Genomic DNA, 19,616 nt, shown 5'->3' with positions numbered 1-19,616 from the left:
CAGGAATTATTTCTGCATCTCCTTTCGTATTTTAAAGGGTGGGGAGGGAATCGTGTGTTAAAGTATCTTGCTAAACGTATGGCGCAATCGATTTTAACGTTATTTATTATTATTACGATTGTGTTCTCACTGCTTCGCTTAATGCCGGATGAAGGCTATTTAGGGGCAGCGGCTGAAAAAATGTCTACAGAGCAACAAGAAGTGTATTTAACAAACCTAGGTTTACGTGATCCATTGCTTGTACAATTGAAAAATTTTTACGTGAACTTATTCCAAGGTGATTTAGGCGAATCGATTACATATCGTACAGATGTACCGGTAGTAGATATTATTGCAGATAAAATGATTTATTCGATTTTATTTGGATTAGGTGCAGTTGTCCTATCTCTTTTAGTCGGTGTGCCACTCGGTATTTTAATGGCGCAGTTTAAAGGGCGCTGGCTAGATCGTTTAGGTACAGGATATATCGTTATTATCGTAGCTGTTCCTGCGATGGTCTATTTCTTAATGATTCAAATGTATATTTCAAGCTGGATTGGATTGCCAATGCTATTTGATGAATACAATCCGAAAAGCTTTATTTTACCACTTATTTGTATGGCGCTCGGTCCGATTGCTTCGTATGCCATGTGGATGCGTCGTTACATGGTGGATGAGTTAAATAAAGATTATATTAAGCTAGCACGTGCAAAAGGTGTAACGGAGCGCACGATCATGTTCCGTCATGTGATGCGTAATGCGTTCATTCCAATGGCACAGTACTTACCAGCTACGATTTTATTTACAATTACAGGCTCCATTTATATTGAATCGTTATTCTCGATTCCAGGTATGGGTGGTTTATTAGTAGATGCCATTCAACGTCAGGACAATAACGTGGTACAAGGTCTTGTTCTTGTATTTTCTTCGTTAGGAATTATAGGGCTAATTTTAGGGGACTTACTCATGGCGATTGTCGACCCTCGAATTAAGCTAGGGAAAGGAGACAGTGTACGCTAATGGGTTTATTTTCAAAAGAAATTCAAAATATTTCAGATAAATCGAATGAGCAACTATTTGAATTTGCTGGCGTTGACGATGCAAAAGCAGAAGAAACAGCCTATTCAAATTACTCGTATTGGCGTTCGACGTTCCGCTCTTTCTCAAAAAATAAAATTGCTGTCATTTTATTAGTATTTGTTATCATACTGATTGTGTTTACATTTATTCAACCTTATCTACCAGATCAAAAATCAGCGACACAAATTTATATCAATCCCGAAACAGGTATGCAAGACCGAAATGTTACACCGAATGAGGAGTACCTTTTCGGGACGAACTCCATCGGACAAGATTTGTGGTCACGTATATGGCAAGGGACGCGTACCTCGTTATTCATTGGATTTAGTGTAGCGATTATTGAAGTAATAATTGGCTTTACGGTTGGTGCATTATGGGGCTACTCACGCAAATTAGAATTACCGATTACACAGCTCTATAACATTGTTGATAATATTCCAACGACGATTGTGTTAATTTTAATGGCCTATATTTTACGTCCAGGCATTTCGACGATTATTATCGCGATGTGTATTACCGGGTGGGTAGAGATGGCACGGTTCTTGCGAAATCAAATTGTTATTTTACGAGATCGTGAGTACAATTTAGCGTCGAAAACATTAGGAACACCTGGTTATAAAATTATTTTGAAAAACTTATTACCTTATTTAATTTCAGTAATTATGTTGCGTATGAGCTTAGCGGTACCTGCTGCTATTGGTGCAGAAGTATTTTTAACGTATATTGGGCTAGGATTGCCGGTAAGTGAGCCATCACTTGGAAACTTAATTAACGAAGGGCGTGTCTTGATGATGTCACCAGACCTACGCTATCAATTAATTTTCCCGAGTATCGTGTTAAGTGTTATTACAATTGCCTTTTATATTATCGGAAACGCGTTTGCTGATGCAGCAGATCCGAAAAACCACGTGTAGAAAGGATGGCGTTATATGGAACGAGAAAAGATTCTATCGATTGAAAATTTAGTCATTAAATTTAAATTGCGCGGTCAAACATTAACGGCCATTCGTGATATTTCACTCGATTTATATAAAGGAGAAAGCCTAGCGATTGTTGGAGAATCGGGTTCTGGGAAGTCCGTTTTAGTGAAATCGATTATGGGTTTACTTGATAAAAACGGCTACATTGATTCAGGGAAGATTGTTTATGATGGCCATGATTTAACGCAGTTTAAAACGGAAGCCGATTGGTTAAAAATCCGGGGTAAAAAAGTGGCCATGGTTACACAAGATCCGATGACTTCATTAAATCCATTAAAAACAGTAGGGAAGCAAATTGAAGAAAGTGTTGTACTGCACCAAGGCTTAAAGGGCAAGGATGCGTATGAAACAACTTTACAGCTACTGCGCGATGTAGGCATTCATGATGTGGAGCGTCGCTATAAGCAATTTCCACATGAATTTTCAGGAGGCATGCGTCAAAGGATTGTGATTGCGATTGCAGTTGCCTGTAACCCGCAAGTATTAATTTGTGATGAACCAACGACTGCTCTTGACGTAACGATTCAAGCACAAATTTTACAGCTATTAACGACACTACAAGAAAAATATTTATTAACGACCATTTACATTACGCATGATTTAGGGGTAGTTGCGAAAGTAGCGGACCGCGTTGCAGTTATGTATGCAGGGGATATTATCGAAGTCGGGCAAACAAATGAAATCTTCTTTGGGGCAAAACATCCGTATACATGGGCGTTAATATCTTCCTTACCACAGCTTGGTGTAAAGGGGCATGAGTTGTATTCCATTAAAGGAACACCTCCGAACCTATTTAAAGAAATTAAAGGTGATGCATTTGCTCCACGTAATCAATATGCTTTGAAAATTGATTTTGTTGAGCGTCCACCGTTTTTCCAAGTGACAGATACACATTTTGCACGCACGTGGTTACTCGATCCAAAGGCACCGAAAGTCGAGCCTCCAGAAGTGTTACAGGCATTTTTCGAGGAAGGGAGACGGTATATGCATGAGTAATGAACGTGAAAAATTAATTGAAGTAAAAAATATCGATATTATTTTTGGCAGTGGGAAAAAGGAATTTAAAGCGGTTGATGATGTAAGTTTTGATATTTATAAAGGCGAAACATTTGGTCTAGTAGGGGAATCCGGCTCAGGGAAAACGACGATTGGCCGTGCGATTATGCGCATTAATCCGGTGACAAACGGTGAAATCCTATTCCATGGTCAAAAAATCAATGGCCGTATTACGAATGCATGGGATAAAGAAATTACGCAAAAGATTCAAATGATTTTTCAAGATCCAGGCGCGTCATTAAATGAACGTGCGAAGGTTGATTATATTATTTCAGAGGGCCTCATTAATAATAAAAAGTACGCCAATGACCAAGAGCGGATTGACAAGGTAAAAAAAGCGCTACTCGAAGTCGGCTTACTGCCAGAATTCGCATCACGTTTCCCGCATGAGTTCTCAGGTGGTCAACGTCAACGAATTGGCATTGCACGCGCGCTTGTCATGGAACCGGAGTTTGTAGTTGCCGATGAGCCGATTTCAGCATTAGATGTATCTATTCGTGCACAGGTGTTGAACTTATTAGCGAACTTGCAGCAAGAGCGTCATTTAACGTATTTGTTTATTGCACATGATTTATCGATTGTGCGTTTTATTACAGACCGCACAGCGGTTATTTATAAAGGGCGCATTGTCGAGCTTGGTGAGACAGAAAAGCTGTTTAATAATCCACTGCATCCCTATACACAGGCTTTACTTGCGGCAGTGCCTGAGCCGAATCCGATTAAAGAGCGCCAAAAAAAGCTACACGTCTACGATCCTACCGTACATCAATACGACGTGGATGCGCCGGAGTTTGTTGAAATCGAACCAGGCCATTTCGTTTTAGCGAACAAAGAAGAGCAAGCACAGTACCGGAAGCTAGTCGAACGTCAGGAGGCGAATGCATGAGTTTAGTAATTCCGAAAGCATTGAAAAAAGGTGATACCGTTGCGTTAATTAGTGCTTCTGGTGCAACAGCGCCGGAACGCTTACAACCCGCGATTGAAGCGGTAGAAAAGCTTGGTTTTCATGTCGTTGTCGGTGAAACGTGCCGCACCCGTCATGGCTACTTAGCAGGCAGTGATGAACTGCGCGCAAAAGAAGTAAACGAAATGTTTGCCAATCCAGACATTGACGGTATCTTTTGTATTCGCGGAGGGTACGGTGCGACACGTATTTTACCCATGCTCGACTTAGAAATGATCAAAAACAACCCGAAAGTATTTACCGGTTATAGTGATGTGACCGCACTGCATATTGTATTGAACCAGCACTGCAACTTTGTCACGTACCATACGCCGATGCCAGCAACAGAGTTTATCAAGCCTGAAATGGATGACTACACGTGGGATTATTTTATTACTAGTGTCACAAACACAGAATGGAATGGTTATTTCCTGGAAAATAAATTAGGCGAAATGAGGACGACGATTACACCAGGTAGTGCAACCGGTCAGCTAACGGGTGGTAATTTAACATTAGTTGCGGCGTCACTTGGTACACCGTATGAAATCGATGTAGCGGGGAAAATATTATTTTTAGAAGATATTGATGAAAATGTACAGCGTGTGGACCGTATGCTGACGCAACTAAAGCTAGCTGGAAAGCTTGATCAATGCGCGGGAATGATTCTTGGCGCATGGACGGATTGTGGCCTACTGGATCGCAATCATCCTGAAAATAATTTAACATTAGCGGAAGTATTTGATGAAATTTTAGCACCACTTGGGATTCCTGTGTTAGGGGATGTGACGTGCGGTCATATGTTGCCGACCTTATCGCTACCACTTGGAAAAACGGTGAAACTTGATGCAACTAAGCAAACAATTGAAGTGGTTGGGTGAGCGTGATGAAACCATTACAAGCGCTTCTTAATACAATCCCGTTTAAAGTCCATGTCGCGGTGCAACACTATCATACGAATGAAACGTTTGAACAGTTAGCGGATGATGTATTTAGTAGTGCGAGCGTTATAAAAGTGCCGATTTTACTTGCGATTTTAAAGCGCTTGCAGACGACGAATGGTAATTTGCGGCAGGTGCTAACGATTGCCGATGAAAACTTAGTAGAATTTAGTGTGTTAACGGAGCAACAGCAAAAACAGGCAACGCTTCATGAGCTCCTACTGTGGATGACGATTACAAGCGATAATAGCGCAACGAATGCCTGCATTGATTTTTTAGGAATGGATGCTTTCAATACGTACTTTGCCGAAATAGGGATGCAGCATACAAAGCTTCAGCGTAAGATGATGGATTTTGAACGTCAGCAGCAAGGCTTTGATAACGAAACGACCGCAAATGATATGAAACGATTATTTCAAGCCCTCTATGAAGGGCAGCTGTTAGATGAAGCATGGACGGCAATAGCCTTTGATATTTTATGTCGACAGCGTAGCCATGAATCACTGAGACGCTATCTTGTGGATGATGTGAAAGTTGCACATAAAACAGGTGGCCTTGATACAGTTGATCATGATTGTGGCATTGTGTTTCATAAAAATGGTGCTTATTTTATCGGTGTGTTCCTAACAGGGGTGACAGATAACGAGAAGGCGAAGAGTTTGATCGGTCAAATTTCGAAAATCGTATATGAAGAAAAAAGTAGAGTGAGGTGAAGGAAATGAACGCAATTGTGAAAGTGATGATTGCTAATTTATATGAAACAACAGATCTAAAGTCAGAGCTTGTCGATGAAGCTTTGTACGGTATGCCAGTTGAGGTGCTAGAGGAACTCGATGAAACGTGGGTGAAGATTCGTACCTTTTATCGTTATGAGGGCTATATGCTAAAGGCTGATTTAGAAATCGGTAGTGATATTCTAGCGCTTTGGATGAATAATGCAAACCATGTTATTAGGCAAAGCTTTGCCGATGTATTAACGTGTCCAAAAATTCAAAGCGATAAACTCATCACCTTAACGCGTGGGGCCTTTATTCATGTTGTGGAGGAAGTAGGGCTCGAGCCAACATGGACGAAGGTGCAGCTTGTGACAGGGCAGCTTGGCTATGTGCGAACAGACTGGGTACAACAGAGAATTAAAGTTTATACAGCAAATGAAGAGCTATTTCGTGAGCAAGTTGTACAAAGTGCATTTCACTATTTAGGTACGCCATATCGTTGGGGAGGAAAAACACCAGCTGGTATTGATTGCTCAGGGCTTTGCTCGATGGCTTATATGTTAAATGGTTCCTATATTTATCGTGATGCAAAAATACTCGAGGGCTTTCCATTAAAGGAAATTACGCGCGAAAAGCTGAAGCGTGGCGATTTAATTTTCTTCCCGGGGCATGTGGCAATGTATATTGGTGATGAGCAATACATTCATTCGTCATTAGGTGGTAATGAAGTAACTATTAATAGTTTGAATCCGTTAGACGATCACTACCGCGAAGACTTAGCGACGACAATTACTGGCTATGGTAGTTTGTTTGGATAAATCGAAAAAAGGGTGTGTCGAAAGCAAAAGCTTTTAACACACCCTTTAATAGTGTCTAGGCTAAAGCGCGCTTTAGCACTGTTCTTATTAGAAGTTTTTACGAATCCATTCATTGGCCTGTTGCCAGTTGGCTACACGAATCACATTGTTTGGTACAGCTAATCGGTTGTACGGTGTATCAAATAAGACAACCGGAATGTTTAGTTCCTCTGCAATTTCCACCGCGTTATCATGCTTGTCCTCGAAAAAGGCTTCCACTTGATGTTTTTTCGCAATTTCAATTTTTTTATGGCTTCCAATACATTCGATATGGTCATACGGCACTTGATAGGTGTCGAACCAATTTTTTGTAATATCAAACACATTTTCCCCGCGTGCTGAAATGTAAAATAGCTCGTACTGCTGTTGCCAATCGGTTAATATCTTCTTAGCATCAGCGGCAAGCTCGCTTACCTCATACATGCGCGGCTCGTTTTCTTTAAACCAAGCTTGGAATTCGTTACGATCTATTGGGTATGGAAAGCCACTTAAAAAATCATATTCTGTGACATCATCTAGCTTCATATTAATATTGTACTGCTTATTAATATGTGGAATTAATGTCGCAGGACATGTAACCGTTCCGTCGATATCAATGCCGAATCGATGCTTTAAGTTTGTCATTTCCAGTGCTCCTTTTTATGCGTTAGCGCTTGCTTCCGCATCACGTTTTTCAGCCATTTCTGCAGCTAATTTATCGATTTCTTTTTTCAGTTCTTCCACCATTGTTTCTTCTGGTACTTTACGAACGGTTTTACCCTTCATAAATAACAGACCTTCACCACGTGCACCGGCGATACCGATATCCGCTTCACGTGCTTCACCAGGACCATTTACCGCACAGCCAAGAACGGCTACTTTTAACGGCACACTTAATTTAGAAATGTATTCTTCTACTTCGTTTGCGATTGAAATTAAGTCAATTTCAATACGGCCACATGTAGGGCAAGAAATTAATGTTGCCATGTTTGATGCTAAGCCGAATGATTTTAGTAGTTCACGCGCTACTTTGATTTCCTCTACTGGGTCAGCAGAAAGTGAGATACGTAATGTGTTCCCAATTCCCTTAGAAAGGATCGCACCAAGACCTGCAGCTGATTTAACTGTACCAGCGAATAATGTACCTGATTCTGTGATTCCTAAGTGTAATGGATAATCAAAAGCTTTTGCCGCTTTTTCATATGCTTCGATTGCTAAGTTAACATCTGATGCTTTCATCGATACGATAATATCGTGGAAGTCTAGGTCTTCTAAAATTTTAATGTGATGTAAGGCAGATTCAACCATTCCGTCTGCAGTCGGGTAGCCGTATTTCTCAAGGATGTGACGCTCTAACGAACCAGCGTTTACCCCGATACGAATCGGAATCCCTTTTGCTTTTGCTGCATTGACAACTGCCTCTACTTTTTCACGGCGCCCAATGTTACCTGGGTTAATACGAACTTTATCGATCCCGCCCTCGATGGCTTTAAGTGCTAATTTGTAGTCAAAGTGAATATCTGCTACTAATGGAATGTTAATTTGTTTTTTAATTTCTGGAATAGCTAATGCTGCGCGCTCATCAGGAACGGCAACACGCACGATTTGGCAACCTGCTTCTTCTAAACGTAAAATTTCTGCAACAGTTGCTTCGACATCATGTGTTTTTGTCGTACACATACTTTGGATTACGACTTCGTTATTGCCACCAATTGTTAAATTACCGACACGTACTGGACGCGTTTTTGTGCGGTGAACGATTTCACTCATGAAAAATTCTCTCCTTCTCGGGCTGATTAATGTAGTTTTATCTCTCACAAGATATAACGATATGTAAGCCGTCATTGTTCCTTATTTTATCAGTGTCTGATTAGAAGAACAAGGAAGAAACGCTAGGAAATCATTTTGGGCATAAATTTGTCGTGTTTGTTAGGAGTGGGATGAGGACCGTATTTCCAGGAATCAGTGTTTGTAATTGCAAATGTGGATTAAGCTCATAAAATTGTGAGAGTCGTTCAGGAAAAGTTGTTTTAATAGGAGAGGGCGTTGCGGCGAATAAACTATAGATTGTATCATCGGGTTGTACTTGAACGGCGACATATTGTAATTCTTGCTCTACACAAGGCACTTCTGTTTTATAAAAGGAAGCCATAGGGATGGTCCCTTCCTGTAAATCAACCTTTATGACAAAGATGAGTACGAGTACGATGATCGATGTAATCAAAAAGCGCAAAAAAATCCCTCCACGATATGATTGTTTAACGTAATCATATGCGAGAGGGCGTGGTTTTATTATTTGGCTAATGGGTATTTTGTTAACGCAAGAATAATAAAGAGCATCGTAATAAAAATACTAATCATTGTGAGAATTGTTGAAGAAATCGGGATTAGATGACCAAGCATTGTTAAAATGGTAGCCCATGTACAAGCAAATACAGAAGTACGCCACACCTGACGATATTCCCCGCGGCGCTTCATCGGTCCTACGAAAAACAGGCCAGCAAGCGCGTAAAGGCTCACTTTAATAAAGTAAATACTTGTATTTAAAACGAATAAAAACACAACGCCAATTGGATACACAATCCACGAAATGTCATTGGCATACGTTTCAATTTCAGAATAGCCAAAAATGGCATCGGTACCACTAGTAACAAATTGGCCGAATGAAAAGGCTGTAAGTAAGGCAATCATTAAAAAGGCATATTGCATCACCTTTCCGATTGAAAGAATGCGATATGCACCTAATTTTTTAGGGCTGATTAAGCTATCGATAAATAGCTGCATGTGTGTAATATTTTTCATATGTATAGGACTCCTCCTGCAAAAATAGTGTAACATGAAAATTTCTCCAATTAAACTCTTGAAGCGGAATTTTGAATCTTTTTGTAGTCAATTTCGTATAGTTAGTGAAATCTTTTAGATAAGGAAGTGGCAACATGGATATTGTGGCATGGGGTTTGATCATTGTGTTGTTTATCATCGCATTTGTTGGATTAGTGTATCCGATTATTCCGTCAGTAGTGTTTTTACTTGGTGGGTTTATTGTATATGGCTTATTTTACGGTTTTAGTGAATTACCGTGGTGGTTCTGGGTAATTGAAATCTTATTTGTGGCACTATTGTTTGCAGCCGATACGGTGGCGAATTTAGTCGGTGTGAAAAAATTTGGTGGCTCAAAAGCAGGAATGTGGGGCTCAACGATTGGGTTGCTAGTTGGCCCGTTTGTAATTCCATTTGCCGGGATTATTGCTGGTCCTTTTTTAGGGGCGATTATTGGTGAATTAATCGTGGACCGCACGGATTTTAACAAAGCAGTAAAAGTTGGTGTTGGTTCTGTTATCGGCTTTTTAACATCGGTCGCAACAAAAGGTATTATTCAAGCAATAATGATTGCGATTTTCTTTTTTGCCATTTAACTTCTTTGAATACGCAAAGCCGAATCTTGACGCAATTATATCAAGGTATAATTTATGCGAGCCTATCAGTTGAAAAGTAAGTACCCAGTAGCTTACACTGAGTATGGAAATGATTACTATCGGGTGAAGGATAAGTAAAAATACTTTTTCCGTCAAAAGGCTGAAATGTTCATTTTTTCATTGAATGCCAGCTCAGTTTTTGATAACCTAGTACTGTAATCAACATTAAACTTATTGTTCCAGGGAGGAATAAATTATGTCATTCAAATTACCAGAATTAACTTACGCATACGATGCTTTAGAGCCACACATCGATGCAACAACAATGGAAATCCACCACTCTAAACACCACGCTACTTACGTGGCTAACGTAAACGCAGCTTTAGAAGGTACTGAATTCGCTGACAAAGACATTAACGAATTAATCGCTAACTTAGACGCATTACCAGCTGACAAGCAAGGCGCTGTACGTAACAACGGTGGCGGTCATGCTAACCACACATTATTCTGGGAAGTAATCGCTCCAGGCGGTTCTAACACACCAGTAGGAAACGTTAAAGCTGCAATCGAAGCTAAATTCGGTTCTTTTGACGCTTTCAAAGAAGAGTTCGCTAAAGCTGCAACGACTCGTTTCGGTTCAGGCTGGGCTTGGTTAATCGTTGATGGTGACGGCGTTGCTGTAACTTCAACTCCAAACCAAGACTCTCCAGTAATGGAAGGTAAAACTCCAGTTTTAGGCTTAGACGTTTGGGAGCATGCTTACTACTTAAAATGCCAAAACCGTCGTCCAGAGTACATTGGTAACTTCTGGAATGTAGTGAACTGGGATGTTGTTGAAGCTAAATTCAACGCTGCTAAATAATTAAATTTTCCGTATAAGAGTTAATTATTTCTGCACCCGAAAGCGAAGCGACAGGTGCAAAATAGTTACTAGCAAAAACGCATGGGACAACTTGTTCTCATGCGTTTTTTTCTTTTCATAAAGCAATGGTTTTGCTAAGATTTCTAGAAAAGGGGGTTAAATGTATGTTTGACGAATTTATTGCACAAATTGATGAGAAGTGGCATGAGGCTTTTGTAAAATTGATGGTAACCATTGAAGAAAATTTGCCAGAAGGCTTTGAAAAATCATTAGACCGCAATATGCTTGCGTATAGCATACCGCTAGCAACCTATTCTAAAGGCTATCATGTGACGCCAAACACACCGCTACCTTTTATGGCGATTGCAGCCCAAAAACGGCATTTAGCTTTGTACCATATGGGTATTTACAGTGATCCAGAGCTTTTAACGTGGTTTCAACAAGCGTATGCAAAAGCTGTACCAACGAAATTAAATATGGGGAAAAGTTGTATTCGTTGGACATCCACCAAGCACATTCCTTATGATTTAATCGGGCAGCTTTGCCAAAAGATGACACCAAAGCAGTGGATACAGCTTTATGAAAATCAAATTCAACGCTAAGCTTCATTTTTTATCAAATGCTTATGCAGATTACTACATTCTAACCTTCAAGCAGCTTTGGCATATGTCTACAAAGCTGTTTTTTTATAAACGTTTTATGTTGAAATGAACAAGGGTATTTATACATAATAATAAGAAAAGGGGGCATTTTCATGAGTATGACGTATCAAAATATTTTGGTGGCAGTGGATGGCTCAAACGAATCGATGCTAGCGTTTAAGCGAGCTATTCAAGTAGCCATAAATAATGTGAATTCAACACTCTATGTAGTACATGTCATTGATACACGGTCGTTCGCATTTTATGAATCGTATAATTTAAACATGGCAGATAAAGCAAGTGGTCTTGCGACAGAAATGCTGAATTCGCATAGGTCGATGGCAAAGGATGCGGGTGTTGAAAACGTAGAAACGTTCATAGAATATGGTGCCCCACGTCAAATTATCGCGCGAGATCTTCCACAGGCAAAGCAAATTGATTTAATTGTTTGTGGTGTAACCGGTAAGGGGGAGGTCGAGCGTTTTCTAATGGGGTCGGTTTCTGAAGCAATTGTGCGTATCGCAAAATGCGATGTCTTAGTAGTACGAAATTTATAAAATTGAAGGAAGTGCTCGTTTCTAACGGCACTTCCTTTTTAAAACGTGTAGCCAACAAATGCAAAAATGATACTGATTGCAGCTGAACTACCTGCATAAATGAGCGCAGTGTTTACGCGGCGCTGTTCGAATAATTGAACAACCTCAAACGAAAAAGTAGAGAAGGTCGTAAAGGCACCTAAAAAGCCTACCGCAATGAGCTGTGTTGTAAAACTCCCATAAGAATTCCCCAAAAATAATCCGAGTAAGAGCGAGCCGATGCTATTGACGAACAAGGTCGCAATAAATTTTTCCCTTTTCCATTTTGTATGGATCCACTGACTGAATTGAAAGCGTAAAATGGCACCGAAAAATCCACCAATTGCAACGCCAATCATTAATGGGTCACCACCTTTTTAACAAAGTGATAAGCAAAATAACAGCACAGAACCGAGCCAATTAGACTAGCACTACTATACAAAATGGCTTGCCCATATTGTTGTCGTTCGAATAATTGAATCGTTTCGATACTAAATGTAGAAAAGGTCGTAAAGCCCCCTAAAAAGCCAGTTGTAGCCCCGAGTTTAAGCCAAGCTCGCTTTGTAGGTAACTTCAAAAATAAAAGTGCAAAAAACAAGCTCCCACTCCAATTAATCAGCATAGTTAAATAAGGAAAGCCATTGCTTGAAGGGAAAAACTCACTAAGAAAGTAGCGCGTCATTGCACCAAGCGCGCCACCAATTCCGACGACCAAACTATTCAACAAGATCACCTCTCTCGTTATTTTCACTCAAGTTCAAACAAAATGGAAACTTTTCTTGTTTTGACCCGTCTAAAAGGTGACGATTTACGAACTCTTCTCTTTTTTCAAGTCGTTTCCGGTGTTATACTAAAAGCTATGATTATGTATCAACTAACCACTACATAAGTAAGAAAGGGGTGCTTATTTTGCGTAAAATACCGCAAAATCGTAAGCCGAATCCAAAGGCACAGCAACGTGCGAGCTTAACATTTCGGATGAACGTCCTTTTCTTTTCAATATTTGTCCTATTTTCTGCATTAATTTTCCGTTTAGGATATTTACAAATTGTTAAGGGTGAGGACTATGTACGAGCATTAGAACGTACAGAAGAGGTTCGTGTTAACACAAGTGTACCACGTGGTCGGATTTTTGATCGCTACGGGCGTGTGCTAGTAGATAATCAACCTGAAAATGCGATTACCTACACGAAAATGCAAACGACAAAATCAGCAGAAATGCTTGAAATTGCTGAAAAGCTGGCCCGTTTAATTGACCAGCCCACAAAGAAAGTCACGCTGCGTGATAAGCTAGATTTCTGGATATTACGTAATCCAGAAGATGCAAAAGCAAAAGTGACGCAAGAGGAAATGACGAAGTACCGCAATCAGTTCGAGGAAATCGAAACAAAAGAAGTGAACCAAGAATATGATCGTCGTATCCGTGAACGAATTACAGAACAGGAGTTAGCGCAGTTATCTGACTTCGATTTAGAAGTATTAGCAATTTACCGAGAAATGATGACTGGTTATAATTTATCACCACAAATTATTAAAGGTGAAGATGTAACAGCAGATGAGTTTGCCCGTGTTTCTGAGCAATTATCAGAATTACCAGGTGTCAATACAACAACGGACTGGAAGCGTGTTCGTTTGTCACCATTAGCGATTTTAGGTCGTACAACGGTACCGAGTAAAGGTGTTCCGAAATCACAGTTAAATCACTATTTAGCGCGTGATTACTCACGAAATGACCGTGTCGGGGAATCGTATTTCGAAGCCCAATACGAAGAAATCTTACAAGGTGAAAAATCAGTCGTTAAAAACTTAACAAATAAAAAAGGGCAAGTTGTCGAAACGGTGACTACTTTTGATGGAGAACCTGGTAAAGATTTATTAACGACGATTGATAGTGAATTACAAAAGAAAGCAGAAGAAATCGTAGAGCGTCATTTACTAGAGTTAAAATCGAGAGGCGGTTCTGATTTATTAGATCGGGCGTTTATGGTTGCTATGAATCCACAAACGGGCGAACTTCTTTCAGTAGTGGGTAAGAAAATCGAAAAAGATGAAGAGACAGGCAAGCCTTATATAGTTGATTATTCTTATGGTACTTTTACAACCGCATATGAAGCAGGTTCTTCTATAAAAGCGGCAACTGTATTAATGGGCTATAACGAAGATGTCATTAAGCCAGGTACAGTCATGCTTGATGCTCCGATGCGTATCGGGAATATTACATTAAACTCTTTATTTAATAAGGGTGGCAGTGTGATGTTAGACGATTTAACGGCTCTTGAGCGTTCTTCAAACGTGTATATGTTTAAGATTGCAATGGGCGTCGGTGGACGTTCGTATTCAGCAGGTTCTCGTTTTAGTTTAGATAATGGAACACTACAAACAATGCGAAATGAATACGCACAATTTGGATTAGGTGTGCCAACAGGAATTGATTTACCGGGTGAAACAGTCGGTTATCAAGCCGATCCTGATACAGATGTAAAATTACTAAACTTAGCAATTGGACAGTTCGATACTTACACAACAATGCAATTAGCACAGTACATCTCGACAATTTCAAATGGCGGCTATCGAATTCAACCACGCATGCTAAAAGAAATTAGAAAACCTTCTCCAGATGGTGAAAATTTAGGGCAAATAGTAGATGAAGTAACACCTACTATTTTAAATCGTATTGAAAACAGTGAAGCTGAAATTAAACAAGTTCAAGAAGGCTTACGACGAGTTTTCTTTGGCTCAAATGGCTCTTCTCGTAGACAATTTGAAACGGCAAAATATACAGCAGCAGGTAAAACCGGTACAGCCCAGGTAGTCTATTATGGACCGCAAAAAGAGAAGTATGGGACAGATACAATTAATATTGTAAATGTAGGTTATGCGCCGTTTGAAAATCCGGAAATTGCCTATGCGATTATTTATCCGTGGGCAACGACGAATTTTAGTGATAGTAACTACTTACCACATGCCAATTTAACAGCGAGAGAATATTTAGATGCCTATTTTGAATTAAAAAACAAATATGTAGAAGAAGGCATTTCGGCTAGCAAGGTTGAAAAACCAATTATTAAAGATTCAGATGAAAAATTATCTGAGGACGAAGCCGTACAAACCGTAAACGAATAAAATGTAACTCCTGTAGTACATGTGCTACAGGAGTTTTTTAAAGGAGAATAACTATGCGAAAAAAAGTAATGCATACAGTCGTCATTTTAGGTGCATTGAGTAATGCGATTATTTTAGCAGTGATGAAAACACCGGCTTGGTTAATTATTTTACTGTCTATCTTTTATGTAGTAACCTTCCAAGGTCTACTCTACATATTAGAACCACGCCTCGTACGTGCAGAACGTGAACGTAATGTTAAAGCGTATCCGTTTTTACGAGATTTCGTTGATGCTAAAAAAGCTACGGTTACTCTACGAGATGGTACCGTGTTCTATAATGCAACATTTGAAGGCTACGCAAAAGCGCGTGACGCAAAAACGATTCTGTTACACGTACATACGATTAAAACAAAAAAAGCACCCTCGACAACAACAGAGCATGAAGTAAAGCTGATCGATATTAAAGAAGTGAAAAAGATACAGTAATAGAGAATATGCTATTACAAAATTTACAATAAATATCTAATAACTATCAAATTAAGACAATTTGCTAAAGAAATTTGCAAATTGTCTTTTTTATTTACAATGCTTAACGTTCACTTAACGCTATAAATATAGTAACTCAACAAATTCACTTTATAGTTTGAATTGTAAGAAAAAACAATTCTTTTAACAAGCGGAGGCAAATCAAATGAAAAAGTGGAAGTACTTAACATCAACAGCTATTCTAGGTTCGGCATTATTTTTAGCGGCGTGTGGTGACGGAGAAGAAACATTAACATCAGCAGAAAATAACACAGAGCAAGCTGAATCAGGGAGCGCTGAATTAACAGGCAATGTAGTAGGAGATGGTTCATCAACAGTGGCCCCAATTACAGAAGCATTAGTTGAAGAATACGCAGCAGTGCAAAAGGATGTACGTGTTGCAGTTGGTGTATCGGGTACAGGTGGCGGCTTTGAAAAATTCATCAATGGTGAAACAGATTTCTCAAATGCATCACGTCCAATTAAAGATACAGAAGTAGAAAAATTAAAAGCAGCAGGCATCGAATACACAGAGTTTGAATTAGCCTATGACGGCTTATCGGTAGTCGTTCACCCAGACAATACATGGGCGAAAGATTTAACAGTTGAGCAATTACAAAAAATTTGGATTGAAGACGGTACAAAGAAAAAATGGTCGGATATCGACGCATCTTGGCCAGCTGAAGAAATCGTATTCTACTCACCAGGCTCAGATTCAGGTACGTATGACTACTTTGATGAGGTCATTTTAGATGGGGAAGACATTGTAAAGGATGCAATGCTTTCTGAAGATGATAACGTGCTTGTTCAAGGGGTTACAGGTGATGTAAACGCAATAGGCTACTTCGGTTATGCGTATTACTTAGAAAATAAAGATAAATTACAAGTGGTAACGGTAAATGGTGTCGAGCCAACAAATGACACGATTGAATCAGGTGACTATTCACCATTATCACGTCCACTATTCATTTATGTGAAAAATAGCGCGGTGAAAGACAGTGAAGCAACGTATGATTTCATTAAGTTCACATTAGCAAACGCGGGTGAAATGGCAGAGGTTGTAGGCTATGTTAGCTTACCAGCTGATAAATATGAGGCAAGTTTAAAGCAGTTAGAAGGCTTGAAGTAGTCGTAAAGACAATAATGAAATCGTGTGTGGGCCTCGCACCATACACGATTTTTTAGTGGATAAAAAAGGATAATCCTTTTAAGGAAATCCACAAAGATGCGACATCGTTTCACGCTATTTGGTGAGAAATGTGTTTTTCTAAAATTTTTTGGAAGGGGTTTTCCTCATGACGCTCAAACAACAGGAGCGACCAAGTGTTCAGCAATTGATCGAGACCGCACGTAAACGAAAAGGGAAAAAGCTGCTTGAAAAATGTGTTCCCGTATTGCTATTTTTAGCAGCGACAATTTCCGTATTAACTACATTCGGTATTGTCTTTACACTTATTTTTGAAACGATTGAATTTTTCTCACGTGTATCGATTACAGACTACTTATTTGGGACAGAATGGCTGCCGTTCTCAGGGAAAGAGCCTCTTTATGGAATCTTGCCATTAATTATTGGAACATTAAAGGTGACAGCAATTGCGATTTTAGTTGCGGTGCCGTTTGGTTTAGGGGCGGCGATTTACTTAAGTGAATATGCCTCGGAGCGTATTCGTAAAATCGTAAAGCCGATTTTAGAGGTGCTTGCAGGGGTGCCAACAATTGTTTATGGGTTTTTCGCATTATCATTCATAACGCCAATTTTACAAGTACTTATTCCAAATTTAAAAATTTTCAATGCGATTAGTCCGGGGATTGTTGTCGGGGTTATGATTTTACCGATGATTACGTCAATGTCAGAAGATGCGATGAGTTCAGTACCAAGTTCGATTCGCGAGGGGGCTCTTGGCTTAGGAGCAACAAAGTTTGAAGTGGCAGTGAAAGTTGTGTTACCAGCAGCATTATCAGGAATTGTAGCATCTGTTGTACTTGGTGTGTCTCGTGCCATTGGTGAAACGATGATCGTATCACTGGCAGGTGGTTCAACGCCGAAATTTGATTTTGGTTTCACCGACTCCATTCAAACAATGACGGCCTATATTGTACAAGTCACAACGGGTGACGCAGGCTACGGGACGACGATTTACTACTCAATTTACGCAGTCGGCTTTACATTATTTATCTTTACATTACTGATGAATTTACTGGCAACTTATATTTCAAAACGCTTCCGAGAGGAGTATTAATATGCGCTATATGCAAGAAGATATCGTCATGAAACGAATGACGAAACGACTTTCTGCTAATAAGATATGGAAAACCATATTCATTTTAGCAACAAGCTTTGCCCTTATTTCACTAACGATGCTTATCGGTCGAATCTTATCGCAAGGTGTCGGTCACTTTGACTGGCAATTTTTAACGAACTTTGCATCACGTATTCCAGCAAATGCAGGGATTAAAGCAGCGTTGATTGGTTCACTATGGCTCATGAGTGTGGTTGCACCGGTTTCGATTATTTTAGGTGTGAGCACGGCCATTTACTTAGAAGAATACGCCAAGCAAAACAAGCTCAATGACTTTATTCGCATGAATATCTCGAATTTAGCAGGGGTGCCATCCATTGTCTTTGGTTTACTTGGGTTAACGATCTTTGTTAGATTATTTGGCTTTGATAAAAGTATTTTAGCAGCGGGATTGACGATGAGTTTACTTATTTTGCCGGTGATTATTGTGGCCTCACAAGAAGCGATTCGTGCGGTACCAAAGGAACAACGAGAAGCCTCGTTTGGGATGGGCGCAACAAAGTGGCAAACGATTGTACGTGTCGTATTACCAGCAGCAATTCCCGGGATTCTAACAGGTAGTATTTTAGCGCTCTCACGTGCCATTGGGGAAACAGCCCCGCTAGTAGTAATCGGAATTCCGGTAATTTTACAATTCTTACCGACAGGCTATTTAGATACATTTACCGCATTGCCAATGCAAATTTTTGACTGGGCAAAACGTCCGCAAGAAGAATTCCAATTGGTCGCATCGGCCGGCATTATGGTGCTGATGATTGTGCTACTGACGATGAACTCGATTGCGATCTTCATTCGTAATAAGTTCCAAAAACGATACTAGGAGTGAACAACATGGTCCAAGTTTTATCGAAGACAATTGAGAAGAAACCTCAAATCATTACCCCTGAAAAGAAAGCCATTGTGATGGGATCTAGTAACTTTAACTTATGGTACGGTGAGCACCATGCGTTAAAGGACATTAATTTAGACATGAAGGAAAATGAGGTTACAGCCATTATCGGTCCTTCAGGATGTGGGAAATCCACGTATATTAAGGCGTTAAATCGGATGGTAGAGCTTGTACCAATCGTGAAAACAACAGGTGAAATCAACTACCGTGGACGCAATATATTCAGCTCAGGCTATGAAGTAGAGGAGCTACGTACAAAGGTAGGGATGGTGTTCCAAAAGCCAAATCCATTCCCAAAATCAATTTACGATAACATCGCGTATGGACCACGTATTCATGGCATTAAAAATAAGAAAACCTTAGATGAAATCGTAGAAAAATCACTACGCGGTGCCGCAATTTGGGATGAGGTAAAGGATCGTTTAAACCAAAATGCGTACGGTTTATCAGGCGGCCAACAACAGCGTATTTGTATCGCACGCTGCCTAGCGATTGAACCGGATGTGATTTTAATGGATGAGCCGACGAGTGCGCTTGACCCAATTTCAACGTTAAAGGTGGAAGAGCTTGTGCAGGAATTAAAAGAACAATACTCAATTGTTATTGTTACGCATAATATGCAACAAGCAGCGCGTATCAGTGATCAAACAGCCTTTTTCTTAAACGGCGAAGTCATTGAGTATGACAAAACCGACGTGATTTTCTCAAACCCAACAGATCAGCGTACGGAAGACTATATTTCAGGAAGATTTGGATAAGGAGGGCCCTATGACAGC

Annotated in this window: 23 protein-coding genes; 17 read left to right on the top strand and 6 right to left on the bottom strand. The window is 39.9% G+C overall.

Annotated features, from left to right (window positions below):
• Nucleotides 1–54: 54 nt before the first annotated feature.
• Genes NSQ62_RS13870 through NSQ62_RS13840 form a run of 7 tightly spaced genes read left to right on the top strand, consistent with a single transcriptional unit; the run spans nt 55 to nt 6,510 of the window.
• A complete protein-coding gene (locus NSQ62_RS13870; RefSeq protein ID WP_341320724.1) occupies nt 55–999 on the top strand; it encodes an ABC transporter permease in 945 nt (314 codons plus the stop codon).
• The gene (locus NSQ62_RS13865) at nt 999–1,973 is read left to right on the top strand and encodes an ABC transporter permease (RefSeq protein WP_341320723.1); all 975 of its coding nucleotides are present in this window, start codon (nt 999–1,001) and stop codon (nt 1,971–1,973) included. The genes NSQ62_RS13870 and NSQ62_RS13865 overlap by 1 nt, the downstream gene beginning before the upstream one ends.
• 15 nt (nt 1,974–1,988) lie before the next feature.
• A complete protein-coding gene (locus tag NSQ62_RS13860) occupies nt 1,989–3,035 on the top strand; it encodes an ABC transporter ATP-binding protein (RefSeq protein ID WP_341320722.1) in 1,047 nt (348 codons plus the stop codon).
• Nucleotides 3,028–3,981 (top strand): oligopeptide/dipeptide ABC transporter ATP-binding protein, encoded by a 954-nt coding sequence (locus NSQ62_RS13855; protein ID WP_341320721.1) that lies wholly within the window; start codon nt 3,028–3,030, stop codon nt 3,979–3,981. The genes NSQ62_RS13860 and NSQ62_RS13855 overlap by 8 nt, the downstream gene beginning before the upstream one ends.
• Nucleotides 3,978–4,916, top strand: coding sequence for an LD-carboxypeptidase (locus tag NSQ62_RS13850; RefSeq protein ID WP_341320720.1), 939 nt, complete (start codon nt 3,978–3,980; stop codon nt 4,914–4,916). Before NSQ62_RS13855 ends, NSQ62_RS13850 begins: the two co-directional genes overlap by 4 nt.
• Before the next feature lie 5 nt (nt 4,917–4,921).
• The gene (locus NSQ62_RS13845; protein ID WP_341323941.1) at nt 4,922–5,689 is read left to right on the top strand and encodes a serine hydrolase; all 768 of its coding nucleotides are present in this window, start codon (nt 4,922–4,924) and stop codon (nt 5,687–5,689) included.
• 5 nt (nt 5,690–5,694) lie between these two features.
• Nucleotides 5,695–6,510, top strand: a complete 816-nt coding sequence (locus NSQ62_RS13840) for an SH3 domain-containing C40 family peptidase (RefSeq protein WP_341320719.1) — start codon at nt 5,695–5,697, stop codon at nt 6,508–6,510.
• Between the two features lie 87 nt (nt 6,511–6,597).
• Here the strand turns inward: NSQ62_RS13840 and NSQ62_RS13835 are convergent, their stop codons facing one another.
• The 4 genes from NSQ62_RS13835 to NSQ62_RS13820 all read right to left on the bottom strand — a co-directional run bounded on the left by NSQ62_RS13835 (nt 6,598) and on the right by NSQ62_RS13820 (nt 9,330).
• The gene (locus NSQ62_RS13835; protein WP_341320718.1) at nt 6,598–7,173 is read right to left on the bottom strand and encodes a hypothetical protein; all 576 of its coding nucleotides are present in this window, start codon (nt 7,171–7,173) and stop codon (nt 6,598–6,600) included.
• 15 nt (nt 7,174–7,188) lie between these two features.
• Complete coding sequence (ispG, locus tag NSQ62_RS13830) at nt 7,189–8,298, bottom strand: flavodoxin-dependent (E)-4-hydroxy-3-methylbut-2-enyl-diphosphate synthase (protein WP_341320717.1); 1,110 nt, start codon at nt 8,296–8,298, stop codon at nt 7,189–7,191.
• A 130-nt stretch (nt 8,299–8,428) separates the two neighbouring features.
• Nucleotides 8,429–8,761, bottom strand: a complete 333-nt coding sequence (locus NSQ62_RS13825) for a hypothetical protein (protein ID WP_341320716.1) — start codon at nt 8,759–8,761, stop codon at nt 8,429–8,431.
• A gap of 59 nt (nt 8,762–8,820) precedes the next feature.
• Nucleotides 8,821–9,330 (bottom strand): DUF1189 family protein, encoded by a 510-nt coding sequence (locus NSQ62_RS13820; RefSeq protein ID WP_341320715.1) that lies wholly within the window; start codon nt 9,328–9,330, stop codon nt 8,821–8,823.
• A 134-nt stretch (nt 9,331–9,464) separates the two neighbouring features.
• On the opposite strand from NSQ62_RS13820, the gene NSQ62_RS13815 reads away from it, so the two are divergent.
• From NSQ62_RS13815 to NSQ62_RS13800, 4 genes are all read left to right on the top strand, one after another.
• Entirely contained in the window at nt 9,465–9,944 is a 480-nt protein-coding gene (locus NSQ62_RS13815) for a DUF456 domain-containing protein (protein ID WP_341320714.1), read from the top strand.
• A 256-nt stretch (nt 9,945–10,200) separates the two neighbouring features.
• Nucleotides 10,201–10,806: a superoxide dismutase gene (locus NSQ62_RS13810; protein WP_341320713.1), complete on the top strand. Its 606-nt coding sequence runs from the start codon at nt 10,201–10,203 to the stop codon at nt 10,804–10,806.
• Nucleotides 10,807–10,970: 164 nt separating this feature from the next.
• The gene (locus NSQ62_RS13805; RefSeq protein WP_341320712.1) at nt 10,971–11,408 is read left to right on the top strand and encodes a DUF1801 domain-containing protein; all 438 of its coding nucleotides are present in this window, start codon (nt 10,971–10,973) and stop codon (nt 11,406–11,408) included.
• A gap of 152 nt (nt 11,409–11,560) precedes the next feature.
• Nucleotides 11,561–12,004, top strand: a complete 444-nt coding sequence (locus NSQ62_RS13800) for a universal stress protein (RefSeq protein ID WP_341320711.1) — start codon at nt 11,561–11,563, stop codon at nt 12,002–12,004.
• A gap of 38 nt (nt 12,005–12,042) precedes the next feature.
• Here the strand turns inward: NSQ62_RS13800 and NSQ62_RS13795 are convergent, their stop codons facing one another.
• The gene (locus NSQ62_RS13795; protein WP_341320710.1) at nt 12,043–12,381 is read right to left on the bottom strand and encodes a CrcB family protein; all 339 of its coding nucleotides are present in this window, start codon (nt 12,379–12,381) and stop codon (nt 12,043–12,045) included.
• Entirely contained in the window at nt 12,381–12,746 is a 366-nt protein-coding gene (gene crcB / locus NSQ62_RS13790; protein ID WP_341320709.1) for a fluoride efflux transporter CrcB, read from the bottom strand. Before crcB ends, NSQ62_RS13795 begins: the two co-directional genes overlap by 1 nt.
• 185 nt (nt 12,747–12,931) lie before the next feature.
• Here crcB and NSQ62_RS13785 point away from each other — a divergent pair, with 185 nt between their 5' ends.
• The 6 genes from NSQ62_RS13785 to pstB all read left to right on the top strand — a co-directional run bounded on the left by NSQ62_RS13785 (nt 12,932) and on the right by pstB (nt 19,598).
• Nucleotides 12,932–15,145: a penicillin-binding protein 2 gene (locus tag NSQ62_RS13785; RefSeq protein ID WP_341320708.1), complete on the top strand. Its 2,214-nt coding sequence runs from the start codon at nt 12,932–12,934 to the stop codon at nt 15,143–15,145.
• Nucleotides 15,146–15,198: 53 nt separating this feature from the next.
• On the top strand, nt 15,199–15,612 hold the full coding sequence (locus NSQ62_RS13780) for a response regulator (protein WP_341320707.1): 414 nt from the start codon (nt 15,199–15,201) through the stop codon (nt 15,610–15,612).
• Nucleotides 15,613–15,817: 205 nt separating this feature from the next.
• Nucleotides 15,818–16,780 carry a PstS family phosphate ABC transporter substrate-binding protein gene (locus tag NSQ62_RS13775; RefSeq protein WP_341320706.1) on the top strand — a complete coding sequence of 321 codons (963 nt, stop codon included), beginning with the start codon at nt 15,818–15,820 and terminating at the stop codon, nt 16,778–16,780.
• A 166-nt stretch (nt 16,781–16,946) separates the two neighbouring features.
• Complete coding sequence (gene pstC / locus NSQ62_RS13770; RefSeq protein ID WP_341320705.1) at nt 16,947–17,891, top strand: phosphate ABC transporter permease subunit PstC; 945 nt, start codon at nt 16,947–16,949, stop codon at nt 17,889–17,891.
• Between the two features lies 1 nt (nt 17,892).
• The gene (gene pstA / locus NSQ62_RS13765) at nt 17,893–18,771 is read left to right on the top strand and encodes a phosphate ABC transporter permease PstA (protein ID WP_341320704.1); all 879 of its coding nucleotides are present in this window, start codon (nt 17,893–17,895) and stop codon (nt 18,769–18,771) included.
• Nucleotides 18,772–18,782: 11 nt separating this feature from the next.
• Entirely contained in the window at nt 18,783–19,598 is an 816-nt protein-coding gene (gene pstB / locus NSQ62_RS13760; RefSeq protein ID WP_341320703.1) for a phosphate ABC transporter ATP-binding protein PstB, read from the top strand.
• Nucleotides 19,599–19,616 lie beyond the last annotated feature (18 nt).

This window comes from Solibacillus sp. FSL H8-0523 (genome assembly GCF_038051985.1).
GTDB lineage: Bacteria > Bacillota > Bacilli > Bacillales_A > Planococcaceae > Solibacillus.
The sequence above is the reverse complement of the archived record's forward strand: the minus strand, read 5'-3'. Positions and strand labels throughout refer to the sequence as shown.

What these genes read in the sequence shown, in the direction of transcription:
- NSQ62_RS13855 (WP_341320721.1), top strand. Translation starts at nt 3,028, where the DNA reads ATGAGTAATGAACGTGAAAAATTAATTGAAGTAAAAAATATCGATATT.
- NSQ62_RS13795 (WP_341320710.1), bottom strand. Translation starts at nt 12,381, where the DNA reads ATGATTGGCGTTGCAATTGGTGGATTTTTCGGTGCCATTTTACGCTTT.
- NSQ62_RS13865 (WP_341320723.1), top strand. Translation starts at nt 999, where the DNA reads ATGGGTTTATTTTCAAAAGAAATTCAAAATATTTCAGATAAATCGAAT.
- NSQ62_RS13845 (WP_341323941.1), top strand. Translation starts at nt 4,922, where the DNA reads ATGAAACCATTACAAGCGCTTCTTAATACAATCCCGTTTAAAGTCCAT.
- NSQ62_RS13820 (WP_341320715.1), bottom strand. Translation starts at nt 9,330, where the DNA reads ATGAAAAATATTACACACATGCAGCTATTTATCGATAGCTTAATCAGC.
- NSQ62_RS13840 (WP_341320719.1), top strand. Translation starts at nt 5,695, where the DNA reads ATGAACGCAATTGTGAAAGTGATGATTGCTAATTTATATGAAACAACA.
- NSQ62_RS13805 (WP_341320712.1), top strand. Translation starts at nt 10,971, where the DNA reads ATGTTTGACGAATTTATTGCACAAATTGATGAGAAGTGGCATGAGGCT.
- NSQ62_RS13835 (WP_341320718.1), bottom strand. Translation starts at nt 7,173, where the DNA reads ATGACAAACTTAAAGCATCGATTCGGCATTGATATCGACGGAACGGTT.
- ispG (WP_341320717.1), bottom strand. Translation starts at nt 8,298, where the DNA reads ATGAGTGAAATCGTTCACCGCACAAAAACGCGTCCAGTACGTGTCGGT.
- NSQ62_RS13850 (WP_341320720.1), top strand. Translation starts at nt 3,978, where the DNA reads ATGAGTTTAGTAATTCCGAAAGCATTGAAAAAAGGTGATACCGTTGCG.
- NSQ62_RS13860 (WP_341320722.1), top strand. Translation starts at nt 1,989, where the DNA reads ATGGAACGAGAAAAGATTCTATCGATTGAAAATTTAGTCATTAAATTT.
- NSQ62_RS13810 (WP_341320713.1), top strand. Translation starts at nt 10,201, where the DNA reads ATGTCATTCAAATTACCAGAATTAACTTACGCATACGATGCTTTAGAG.
- NSQ62_RS13775 (WP_341320706.1), top strand. Translation starts at nt 15,818, where the DNA reads ATGAAAAAGTGGAAGTACTTAACATCAACAGCTATTCTAGGTTCGGCA.
- NSQ62_RS13780 (WP_341320707.1), top strand. Translation starts at nt 15,199, where the DNA reads ATGCGAAAAAAAGTAATGCATACAGTCGTCATTTTAGGTGCATTGAGT.
- pstA (WP_341320704.1), top strand. Translation starts at nt 17,893, where the DNA reads ATGCGCTATATGCAAGAAGATATCGTCATGAAACGAATGACGAAACGA.
- NSQ62_RS13800 (WP_341320711.1), top strand. Translation starts at nt 11,561, where the DNA reads ATGAGTATGACGTATCAAAATATTTTGGTGGCAGTGGATGGCTCAAAC.
- pstB (WP_341320703.1), top strand. Translation starts at nt 18,783, where the DNA reads ATGGTCCAAGTTTTATCGAAGACAATTGAGAAGAAACCTCAAATCATT.
- NSQ62_RS13815 (WP_341320714.1), top strand. Translation starts at nt 9,465, where the DNA reads ATGGATATTGTGGCATGGGGTTTGATCATTGTGTTGTTTATCATCGCA.
- pstC (WP_341320705.1), top strand. Translation starts at nt 16,947, where the DNA reads ATGACGCTCAAACAACAGGAGCGACCAAGTGTTCAGCAATTGATCGAG.